Source organism: Amnimonas aquatica (genome assembly GCF_002943415.1).
Classification (GTDB): Bacteria; Pseudomonadota; Gammaproteobacteria; order Pseudomonadales; family Moraxellaceae; genus Perlucidibaca; species Perlucidibaca aquatica_A.
In genome coordinates this window covers 1-9,691 of sequence record NZ_PTQZ01000040.1, presented here as the reverse complement: position 1 = coordinate 9,691, position 9,691 = coordinate 1, and the positions used below count along the sequence as shown (strand labels likewise).

The following is a 9,691-nucleotide window of genomic DNA, read 5'->3' as shown; positions in this document are numbered from 1 at the left end:
CAGGCCCTGGGCGGTGATGAACACGCCGCGGTCGCTGTCGACCTCGTCCAGCCAGGACAGGTCGAGCGCGCTGCGGCCGAGGTGGCGGCAGCGCTCGCTGGCGGGCAGGAAGCGCTCGCGGATGGCGATGGCCTCGGGCACGTCGACGCAGAGCCAGCGCACCTGGCCGTCGTCGCAGCGCCGGTACTGGGTCTCCAGGCCGCAGGCCAGCTCGACCACCAGTCCGCCGGGGTGCGCTGCCAGCCAGGGCCGCAGGGTATCGTCGAACAGGCGCGAGCGCAGGGCGTGCGAGCCGTCCGGTTTGCCGAAGCGGCCCCGGTAGTCGTAGTCGATGGCCTGGTAGATGCGAATGGCGTCCGGGTCGCGCAGCAGGCCGTCCGGGCGCAGGGCGTCGCTGGCGCGGTTGTGCAGCGTCCACAGCATGGTTTCCGGAATGCCTTGCAGGTCGGGGCGGGTCGGTATGCTGGCGGCGGGGCTGGTCATGACGGGCGGCTCCGGGGATGGACAATAAATAATGATTCTCATTATTTATTGTGGCAAGTGCCTGCAGCTGTTTCAGCCGCCCCGGCGCCGCTTCAGTCGCGCCCGGTAGTCGCCGGGTGTCATGCCGGTCCACTGCCGGAACGCCTTGATGAACACGGTGGCTTCGCGGAAGCCGACCCGCAGCGCCACCGCCTGCACGCTGTCGTCGCTTTCGCGCAGCAGCGCCAACGCCTGGTCGCGGCGCAGGTCGTCCTTGATGAGCTGGAAGCTGGTGCCTTCTTCCTTGAGCTTGCGGCGCAGGGTGCGGCCGGTCATGAACAGCGCCGCCGCGACCTCCTCCAGATCGGCGTAGCCGGCCTCGCTCGGGCGCAGCAGCTGGCTGCGCACGCGGTGGCCGAAGCTGCCCTGGAACACCGGTTTCACGAAGAAGCCCAGCGGCAGTTCGCTGATCAGCGCCTTCAGCTCGTCGCGGCTGCGGGTGACCGGCAGCGCCAACATGGCGGCATCGAACGCCAGCGTGGTCTCGCCTTCGCCGAAGTGGTGCGGGCAGGGGTAGAGCTGGTGGTATTCGGCCACGTGCGCGGGCGTCGGGTAGGCGAAAGTGGTCTCGCGCAGCAGGATGCGCCGGTTGATCAGCCAGCAGGCGAAGCGGTACCAGCACAGCAGGATGGTCTCGGTGAGCACGTGGCCGGTGTCGAGATCAGGCCGGCGCAGGTGCAGGCAGAAACGGGCGAGGCCGTCGTCATCCTCGCGGAGGCCGAGCGAGATCTCGTCGCTGAGCACGCGGTAGAAGTGGCAGCCGTGGCGCAGCGCCTCGCCGAGGGTGGCGGCGGACATGACCGAATGCATCATGAGCGGGAAGGTGCCGACCCGGCTCGGGCGCTCGGTGAAGCCCATGAACTCGTCGCCGGTCTGGCGCCAGATCGCGCGCATCAGGCTGGCGAACTGCAGCGGCAGAATGCGCGCCTGGCCATCCGGCGGAGCAGCGGACAGTGGCGCGCCGGGCGCGGCAGCGGCTGCCGTCGAAGCGGGCGCGGTGGCCGCAGAGGGAGGAATGGCGGCCTGCGCCAGTAGGGCGTCGCGGTCGCAGCCGGCGGCACTGGCGCGGGTGAGCATGGCATCGAGCACATGCGCCGACACGGTGTGGTGCAGCGGGTTCATCACGCTGTCCTGTTTGATCCGTTGATTTCCGGACTTTTGCCGATTTCCAGCAGGAAATCAAAGTTTCGTGTCCTGATTTATCCATTTTATTGCCGCTTTCCTCATTGTTCCCGCCGGGGTGCCGGCCGACACTGGCGGGGCCGGAGACCGGGCGGTCATGTACCGCGCCGGCCGCCACGCGGAAGCGCCGGGCCACGGGGCCGGATGACGCCGGGCCGCAGGGCAACACCACAAGCACATCAGCACAACGAAGCCGCCGCCATGCACTTTCCCTCGCTCAACCATGACCTCGGCGACACCATCGACGCCCTGCGCGATGCCGTCCGCCAGTTCGCCAGCGCCGAGATCGCGCCGATCGCCGATGCCACCGACCGCGACAACGAATTCCCCATGCACCTGTGGCGCCGCCTCGGCGACATGGGCCTGCTCGGCATCACGGTCGAGGAGGAGTACGGCGGCGCCGGCCTGGGCTACCTCGCCCACACCGTGGCGGTGGAGGAGATCTCGCGCGTGTCGGCGGCCATCGGCCTGTCCTACGGCGCGCACTCCAACCTGTGCGTGAACCAGATCCGCAAGAACGGCAGCGATGCCCAGAAGCGCCGCTACCTGCCGAAGCTGATCAGCGGCGAGCATGTCGGCGCGCTGGCCATGTCGGAACCGGGCGCCGGCTCCGACGTGGTGAGCATGAAGCTGCGCGCCGAGCTGAAGGGCGACCGCTACATCCTCAACGGCAACAAGATGTGGATCACCAACGGGCCGGACGCCGACGTGCTGGTGGTCTACGCCAAGACCGACATCAACGCCGGCTCGAAGGGCATCACCGCGTTCATCATCGAGAAGGGCTTCAAGGGCTTCTCGACCGCGCAGAAGCTGGACAAGCTCGGCATGCGCGGTTCCAACACCGGCGAGCTGGTGTTCCAGGACTGCGAGGTGCCGGTGGAGAACGTGCTCGGCCAGGTCGGCGGCGGCGTGCGCGTGCTCATGTCCGGCCTCGACTACGAGCGCACCATCCTCAGCGGCGGGCCGATCGGGGTCATGGCGGCGGCGCTGGACGTGGTGCTGCCCTACATCCACGAGCGCCGGCAGTTCGGCCAGGCCATCGGCGAGTTCCAGCTCATGCAGGGCAAGGTCGCCGACATGTACGTGGCGCTCAACACCAGCCGGGCCTATGTCTACGCCGTGGCGCGCGCCTGCGACCGCGGCGAGCCGGTGCGCAAGGACGCCGCCGGCGCCATCCTCTACGCCGCCGAGCAGGCGACCTGGATGGCCGGGCAGGCGATCCAGGTGCTGGGCGGCAACGGCTACATCAACGAGAACCCGACCGGCCGCCTGTGGCGCGACGCCAAGCTCTACGAGATCGGCGCCGGCACATCCGAGATCCGGCGCATGCTGATCGGCCGCGAGCTGTTCGGCGAGACCGCCTGAGCGCCGGACCGGCGCGATGAAATGGTGCGATGAAATCACGGCCGGACGGCGCCACGCGCGCCGCCGGCGAGCCCCGGAAAACGGGGCCCACGAGAAGGAGCAGTGACATGAAATCCATACGTATCGGTTGCGCATCCGCCTTCTGGGGCGACACCAGCACCGCCGCCGAGCAGCTGGTGAAGCGCGGCAAGCTCGACTACCTGGTGTTCGACTACCTGGCCGAGGTCACCATGTCGATCCTGGCCGTGCAGCGCATGAAGGACCCGGCCCAGGGCTACGCCCGCGATTTCGTCGAGGTCATGGCACCGCTGCTGGCCGAGGTCAAGGCGCAGGGCATCAAGGTCATCAGCAATGCCGGCGGCATGAATGTCGGCGCCTGCCGCGACGCGCTTGCCGCCGCCGCCGAGGCCGCCGGCGTGACGCTGCGCATCGCCGTGGTCGAGGGCGATGACCTGACCGCGCGCCAGGGCGAGTTCCGCGCCGCCGGCATCACCGAAATGGAGAGCGGCGCGCCGTTCCCCGGGATGCTGGTGAGCATGAACGCCTACCTTGGCGGCCCGGCGGTGGCCGAGGCGCTGGACCAGGGCGCCGAGGTGGTGATCACCGGGCGCGGCGTCGACAGCGCGGTCACCCTGGGCCCGCTGATGCACGAATTCGGCTGGGGTGCCACCGACTACGACCGTCTGGCGCAGGGCTCGCTGGCCGGCCACGTCATCGAATGCGGCGCGCAGTGCACCGGCGGCAATTTCACCGACTGGCAGACCGTGGCCGACGGCTACGAGGACATGGGCTTTCCGTTCGTGGACATTCGCGAGGACGGCAGCTTCGTGGTCGGCAAGCCCGAGGGCACAGGCGGCGCCGTGACCGTGGGCACGGTCGGCGAGCAGATGCTCTACGAGATCGGCGACCCGCGCGCCTACCTGCTGCCGGACGTGCGCTGCGACTTCACCGGCGCCACGCTGACCCAGGTCGGCCCGGACCAGGTGCTGGTGCAGGGCGCGGTCGGCGCCACGCCGCCGGACACCTACAAGGTCTCCGGCACCACGCCGCGCGGCAACCGCATCACCTCGACCTTCCTCATGGGCGGACGCGATGCCGCCGCCAAGGCCGGGCGCGTGTCGCAGGCGCTGATCGCCAAGTGCGAGCGGCTGTTCGCCGAGAAGGGCTGGGGCCCGTTCAGCGAGACCTCGGTGGAGCTGCTCGGCGCCGAGGCCATGTACGGCCCGCACGCCCGCGCCGGCGCGCAGGCGACGCGCGAGGTGGTGGTGAAGATCGCCGCCAAGCACAAGGAGAAGGCCGCGCTGGTGTTGTTCTCCAAGGAGCTGGCGCAGGCCGCGACCGGCATGGCGCCGGGCCTGACCGGCTATTTCGGCGGCCGCCCGAGCGTGCAGCCGGTGGTGCAGCTGTGGTCCTGCAAGGTGCCCAAGCGCGATGTCGCCGTCACCGTCGATTTCGAAGGCAAGCGCACCGACGTGGCGATCTTCGAAGGCTCGCCCTGGGACCCGGCGGCGCTGCCGGCGCAGCCGGCCGGCGAGACCTGGACGCCGACCGCCGACGCCGTGAACGTGCCGCTGATCCGGCTGGCGGTGGCGCGCAGCGGCGACAAGGGCGACCACGGCAACGTCGGCGTCATGGCGCGCGACCCGGCCTACCTGCCGTACATCCGCGCCGCGCTGAGCGAGCAGCGGGTGGCGGAGTACTTCGGCCACCTGATCGCGGCCAATGGCTCGGTGTCGCGCTGGGAGCTGCCGGGCAGCCACAGTTTCAATTTCCTCATCCGCCATGCGCTGGGCGGCGGCGGCATCGCCTCGCTGCGCACCGACCCGCAGGGCAAGTGCTTCGGGCAGATGCTGCTGGACATCGAGATTCCGGTGCCGGCGGCGGTGGCCGCGGCGCTGCCCGGGACCCCGGCGCCGGTGCGCGGCGCCTGACGGCCCGCTGCCTGAACTTTCTTCCGCTATCAGAACGAGTCCGCTGACATGACTGTGCTGGAATCCCGCATCAACACCCAGGACGAGACCTTCCGCGCCAACCGCGAGGGCATGCTGGCCGCCGTGGCGGCGCTGCGCGAGGTCGAGAGCAAGGTGCTGGCCACCGAAGACCGCGCCCGCGCCAAGTACCACAAGCGCGGCCAGATGCTGCCGCGCGAGCGCGTGCACCTGCTGATCGACCGCGGCTCGCCCTTCCTCGAGCTGTCGACCCTGTGCGGCTACAAGATGCACGACGACAAGGACGGCTCGCTGGCCGGCGGCAACACCATCGCCGGCATCGGCTACGTGGAGGGCGTGCGCTGCCTGATCGTGGCCAGCAACTCCGCCATCAAGGGCGGCACCATGACCCCGTTCGGCGTGCAGAAGACGCTGCGCCTGCAGGAGATCGCGCTGCAGCAGAAGCTGCCGGTGGTGTCCATGATCGAGTCCGGCGGCGCCAACCTGATGTACCAGGCCGAGCTGTTCATTCCCGGCGGCAAGACCTTCGCCAACCAGGCGCGGCTGTCGGCGGCCGGCATTCCCCAGGTCACCATCGTGCACGGTTCCTCGACCGCCGGCGGCGCCTACATGCCGGGCCTGTCCGACTACGTGATCATGGTGCGCAAGAACGCCAAGGTCTTCCTCGCCGGTCCGCCGCTGCTCAAGGCCGCCACCGGCGAGATCGCGGTGGACGAGGACCTGGGCGGCGCCGAAATGCACACCCAGCAGGCCGGCACCGCCGAGTTCCTGGCCGAGAGCGACGCCGACGGCATCCGCATCGCGCGCGAGGTGGTGCGCGGGCTGAACTGGAACGCCGACCGCCCAGAGGTGGCGCGCCTGCCGGTGCGCGCGCCGCGCTACGACATCGACGAGATCTGCGGCGCCGTGCCCGCCGACTACCGCAAGCCCTACGACTGCCGCGAGGTCATCATGCGGCTGGTGGACGGCTCCGAGTTCACCGAGTTCAAGGTCGAGTACGACAAGCAGACCGTCTGCGGCCGCGCCGTGATCGACGGCCACCAGGTCGGCATCATCAGCAACAACGGCCCCATCACCACCGCCGGCGCGACCAAGGCCGGCCAGTTCATCCAGCTCTGCTGCCACGCCAACCTGCCCATCATCTACCTCATGAACACCACCGGCTACATGGTCGGCTCGGCGTCGGAGCAGGGCGGCATCGTCAAGCACGGCTCGAAGATGATCCAGGCCGTGGCCAACGCCACCGTGCCGCAGATCACGCTGGTCATGGGCGGCAGCTTCGGCGCCGGCAACTACGGCATGTGCGGGCGCGGCTTCGGGCCGCACTTCATCTTCGCCTGGCCGAACAGCCGCACCGCGGTCATGGGCGGCGAGCAGGCGGCCAAGGTGATGTCGATCATCACGCGCGAGAAGTGGATCAAGGAAGGCCGCGAGATCGGCGAACAGGACGAGGCCATCCTGCAGATGCTGGAAATGCAGATCGTCAACAAGTTCGACGAGGATTCTCACCCGTTCGCCGCATCAGCCCGCCTGTTCGACGACGGCCTGATCGACCCGCGCGACAGCCGCCGCGTGCTGTCGCTGACCCTGTCCGTGTGCCGCGAGGCGCAGCTGCGCAAGCTGCGTCCGAACAGCTTCGGCGTGGCCCGTTTCTGAGGATCTGACCATGACTGCCGCGAACCAGAGCGTTCTCACCCGTTTCGACGCCGACACCGGCGTGCTCACCGTCGCCTTCAACCGCCCCGAGGCCCGCAACGCCCTCAACCCGGACATGGTGTCCGCGCTGCTGGCGCTGTTCGCCGGGCTGCGCGACCGCCCCGAGGTGCGCGTGGTGCTGATGCGCAGCCGCGGCGGCCACTTCTGCGCCGGCGCCGACCTCAAGGGCGTGTTCGCCGATGCCGCCAGCCAGCCGGCGCCGGGCGAAGCCGACCCCATCGCTACCATGAACCGCGGCTTCGGCGAGCTGCTGCGCGCTGCCGAGGCGATTCCGCAGGTGCTGGTCACCGTCTGCGAGGGCGGCGTGCTCGGCGGCGGCTTCGGCCTCGCCTGCGTGTCCGACATCGCCTTCGCCCACGAAGCGACGAAGTTCGGCATGCCCGAGACCTCGCGCGGCCTGCCGCCGGCGCAGATCGCGCCCTTCGTGGTGCAGCGCATCGGCCTCACCCAGGCGCGCCGGCTGGTGCTCACCAGCGCCCAGTTCGACGGCCGCGAGGCCCTGCGCCTGGGCCTGGTGCACGAGGTCTTCGCCGATGAAGCCACGCTCGCCGACGGCCTCGCGCGCGTGCTCACCGAGGTGCTGCGCTGCGCGCCCTCGGCCAACGCGCGCACCAAGGCGATCGTGCTCAGCGTCGGCCTGGTCGACCCGGATGCCGTGCTCGACCAGGCCGCCGACCATTTCGCCGCCTGCGCGCGCGGCCCGGAGGCGCCCGAGGGCATCGGCGCCTTCATGCAGAAGCGCGCCGCCGCCTGGGCGCGCGTGATCACCCCGGCCGACATTCCCCGTCTGCTGTCCCTGCTGACCGAACAGGAGCCGAAGGCATGAGCCGCTTCGACACCGTACTGATCGCCAACCGTGGCGAGATCGCCGCCCGTGTCATCCGCGGCTGCCGCGCCCAGGGCTATCGCACCGTGGCCGTGCACTCCGAGGCCGACCGCGACGCCCTGCACGTGCGCGAGGCCGATGTCGCCATCTGCATCGGGCCGGGCCCGGTGGGCGAGTCCTACCTCTGCATCGACAAGCTGATCGCCGCCGCCCGCGAGGGCGGGGCCGGCGCCATCCACCCCGGCTACGGCTTCCTGTCCGAGCGCGAGGACTTCGCGCAGGCGGTGCAGGATGCCGGGCTGGTGTTCATCGGCCCCGATCCCGACGCCATCGAGGCCATGGGCAACAAGAGTGCCTCCAAGGAACGCATGATCGCCGCCGGCGTGCCCTGCGTGCCGGGCTACCAGGGCGCCGGGCAGGATGACGACCTGCTGGTGGCCGAGGCCATCAAGGTCGGCCTGCCGGTCATGGTCAAGGCCGCCGCCGGTGGCGGCGGTCGCGGCATGCGTCTGGTGCACGAGGTCGGCGAGCTGAAGGCGGCGATCCAGTCCGCGCGCAGCGAAGCGACCAACGCTTTCGGCGATGGCCAGCTGCTGATCGAGAAGGCGGTGCTGCAGGCCCGACACGTGGAGATCCAGATCTTCGGCGACCGCCATGGCAACGTGGTGCACCTGGGCGAGCGCGACTGCTCGGTGCAGCGCCGCAACCAGAAGGTGATCGAGGAAGCGCCGTCGCCGGCCGTGGATCCGTCGCTGCGCCAGCGCATGGGCGAGGCCGCCGTGGCCGCCGCCAAGGCGGTGAACTATGTCGGCGCCGGCACGGTCGAGTTCATGCTCGCCGCCGACGGCAGCTTCTACTTCCTGGAAATGAACACCCGCCTGCAGGTCGAGCACCCGGTCACCGAGCTGATCCACGACCTCGACCTGGTGGCCTGGCAGCTGCAGGTGGCGCAGGGCGACCCGCTGCCGCTGGCGCAGGACGCGATCGATGCCCGCCGCCACGGCCACGCCATCGAGGTGCGCCTGTGCGCCGAGGACCCGGCGCGCGGCTTCCTGCCGCAGACCGGACGCATCCTGGCCTGGCGCACGCCGTCCGGCCCGGGTCTGCGCGCCGATCACTGCGTGATCGAGGGCGGCGTCATCTCGCCGTACTACGACTCGCTGCAGGGCAAGCTCATGGCCTGGGGCGAGACCCGCGAACGCGCCATCCACAAGCTCATCGGCATGCTGCGCGACACCGCCTTCCTCGGTCTCGCCAGCAACCGCGATTTCCTGATCGAGCTGCTGTCGCATCCCGAGTTCCAGGGCCCGGGCGTGACCACCGGCTTCATTGCCGAACAGTACCCGGCCGAGCGCATCAGCGCGCTGGCCGAGCCCTCCGCCGGCCAGCGCGCGCTCGCCGCCGCGCTGCTGGTGCACACCGACGCGCTGGCGCTGCAGGCCGGTGGTGCGCTGGACGCCAGCCTGCTCGGCTGGCACAGCGCCAACCACACGCCGACCCTGCTCAAGCTGCGTCGTGGCGAGCAGACCGAGGCGCTGACGGTGAGCCAGTCCGGCAGCGGCGAGTACCGCGTCGCTGTTTCGGATGCCGCGCCTGACACCACCGGAGGCGTCGAGTCCCTGCGCATTCTCGCGGTGGATGGCTGCCGCGTGGACTACCTGGCCGATGGCCGCCGCCGGCACGCCTGGTTCGCGCGCAGCGGCAGCCAGCTCTGGCTCGCCAGCGAGACCGTGACCGCGCTCTACGAAGATGCCACCTACGAGCCGGCGCAGGCCGCCGAAGCCGGTAGCGATGGCCGCATTCTCGCGCCCATCGACGGCAAGGTGGTGGCGGTGCAGGTCGAAGCCGGCCAGACCGTGGCCAAGGGCGACCCGCTGCTGGTGCTGGAAGCCATGAAGATGGAGTTCCGCCTGCAGGCCCCGGTGGCCGGCACCGTGGAGGCCGTGATGGCCGGCGTCGGAGGCCAGGTCTCGCTGCGCCAGCTGCTGGTGCAGATCACGCCGGCGGCCTGAGGTCTAGCGCGCCGGCTCCCAGAGCCGGCGCAGCGACAGGCGGTGGGCGAGCAGGGCGCTACGCACCGCCGCCGTCACCTCCGGTGCCTGTGCCGGCGCCAGGTCTACGCGCTCGCCGG

7 protein-coding genes are annotated in these 9,691 nt (G+C 70.3%); 5 read left to right on the top strand and 2 right to left on the bottom strand.

What is annotated here, in order from left to right:
* A partial coding sequence (locus C5O18_RS03060; RefSeq protein ID WP_241146715.1) for a class I SAM-dependent methyltransferase occupies window positions 1–483 on the bottom strand: 483 nt, incomplete at its 3' end.
* A gap of 72 nt (window positions 484–555) precedes the next feature.
* Window positions 556–1,644 carry an AraC family transcriptional regulator gene (locus C5O18_RS03055; protein WP_105191391.1) on the bottom strand — a complete coding sequence of 363 codons (1,089 nt, stop codon included), beginning with the start codon at window positions 1,642–1,644 and terminating at the stop codon, window positions 556–558.
* Between the two features lie 261 nt (window positions 1,645–1,905).
* Between C5O18_RS03055 and C5O18_RS03050 the strand changes: the two genes are divergently transcribed.
* The 5 genes from C5O18_RS03050 (at window position 1,906) to C5O18_RS03030 (ending at window position 9,572) form a co-directional block, all read left to right on the top strand.
* Window positions 1,906–3,069, top strand: coding sequence for an isovaleryl-CoA dehydrogenase (locus C5O18_RS03050; RefSeq protein ID WP_105191390.1), 1,164 nt, complete (start codon window positions 1,906–1,908; stop codon window positions 3,067–3,069).
* A 107-nt stretch (window positions 3,070–3,176) separates the two neighbouring features.
* Window positions 3,177–5,000, top strand: coding sequence for an acyclic terpene utilization AtuA family protein (locus C5O18_RS03045; protein WP_105191389.1), 1,824 nt, complete (start codon window positions 3,177–3,179; stop codon window positions 4,998–5,000).
* A gap of 48 nt (window positions 5,001–5,048) precedes the next feature.
* Entirely contained in the window at window positions 5,049–6,674 is a 1,626-nt protein-coding gene (locus C5O18_RS03040; protein WP_105191388.1) for an acyl-CoA carboxylase subunit beta, read from the top strand.
* A gap of 10 nt (window positions 6,675–6,684) precedes the next feature.
* A complete protein-coding gene (locus C5O18_RS03035; RefSeq protein ID WP_105191387.1) occupies window positions 6,685–7,560 on the top strand; it encodes an enoyl-CoA hydratase/isomerase family protein in 876 nt (291 codons plus the stop codon).
* Window positions 7,557–9,572: an acetyl/propionyl/methylcrotonyl-CoA carboxylase subunit alpha gene (locus C5O18_RS03030; protein WP_105191386.1), complete on the top strand. Its 2,016-nt coding sequence runs from the start codon at window positions 7,557–7,559 to the stop codon at window positions 9,570–9,572. The genes C5O18_RS03035 and C5O18_RS03030 overlap by 4 nt, the downstream gene beginning before the upstream one ends.
* Window positions 9,573–9,691: the final 119 nt, after the last annotated feature.